At 36.9% G+C, this 1,299-nt stretch carries 1 protein-coding gene and 1 pseudogene; both read right to left on the minus strand.

Annotated features, from left to right (window positions below; genetic code table 11):
- Positions 1 to 61 precede the first annotated feature (61 nt).
- Positions 62 to 922, minus strand: a pseudogene (locus tag PMI13_RS06160) (RteC domain-containing protein).
- A 50-nt stretch (positions 923 to 972) separates the two neighbouring features.
- Positions 973 to 1,299, minus strand: a 327-nt coding sequence (locus PMI13_RS06165; RefSeq protein ID WP_007841754.1) for an NAD(P)H-dependent oxidoreductase, incomplete at its 5' end; no start/stop codon positions are given.

Here is a 1,299-nt window from a genome sequence, read left to right on the forward strand (position 1 = left end):
GCCGCCAGTTTTTATAAAAAAGTCTCACAGAATACTCTGTGAGACTTTTTTTTGCTTATAACTATATCATCCTATCAACAGGGAAATAAATGATGATTGATAAAATTTGAAGACTTCCCCTTTTGGTAAATGTGGTTCGGGAGCCGGCACGGGTTTTCATCCTATGGAAAGAATTGTGCAGATCACCTAAAGTAATCTGAAATAGTTTTTCTAAAATCAGGCTGATCTTTCGGATCCCTATTTTACCATGGGAAAGGGAACTATTCGCATGCAGTGCATAAATCAGCTCTATCAAGGCATTTTTTGGTATCTGTCTAAAGAATACCATCAGACGGAATACCCCTTACAGAAAGAGAATCTGCAATTTCATCATCATTTATTTTTTGAAGTATGTAGGTGTAGAGCAATTCGTTGGCTATTTCCGAGCTACCTTGTAATCATAGTAGGTTGAAAACAGCGGATCAATCTCAAAGACGAAACTATTCAGACCGTCATGGAAATTAATGTTGCCCAATCTAAAGTAGGTTTCATCATGGTCAGTTCTTCCTGAACGATAATATCTGTAGAAATTTGAATTGTAGATATGTTCCGTGTATTCCTGTTTTAGTTCCTGCAATTGTTCTGAAAAATAATTGACGTACATTTTACAGCTGTCGACAGGACAAGCTGTCTGTATCCGAAACACCTTATTGTAGTAAATGAGTTTGGAGTGGATATATGGCTTAATGTTGCGGAAGAAATTGACTTCTTCCCAATGGGTTTTAAAGCATTGTTTTATAACATCCTCTTTTGTGGAAACCAAGAGCTTTTGCAGGTATATGGTCATCTGGTATGCTTCATCAATTACATTGGGATATGACAGCGAAATAGCTTTTTCTTTTCGCTGTATCTCCGAGACAATATGGTTTAATGAAGAGGTCATAATCTGTAAATAAAATTAGTGTATATATAAACAACCTTTTACAGTATACTTTACTGCTTTGTGTCCGATGCGGATAGGTTCTTTATTTGCTCAATCCATTCTTTTCTATCTTTTTCATTCAACTCATAAAGCGGTCCAATAAAGGTGTTTTGAATAGAAGACACCCCACAGTATTCCAGAATACCTTTTTGCAACTGCACAAGTCCGCTTGACCTGTAGACTTCTTCGTACGTATCGATGGACAAATCTCCTGCGGTTGTGATTATTCTGGCTGTTTTACCCTTTAATAATCCTTCGCTAATTCCTCCTTTATTACTTTTAAAAGTAATCCCCGGAAGAAATGTCCGGTCAAAAAATCCTTTCATAATGGCGGGCAT

Origin of the sequence: Chryseobacterium populi (genome assembly GCF_000282115.1) — a bacterium.
Lineage (GTDB): Bacteria > Bacteroidota > Bacteroidia > Flavobacteriales > Weeksellaceae > Chryseobacterium > Chryseobacterium populi.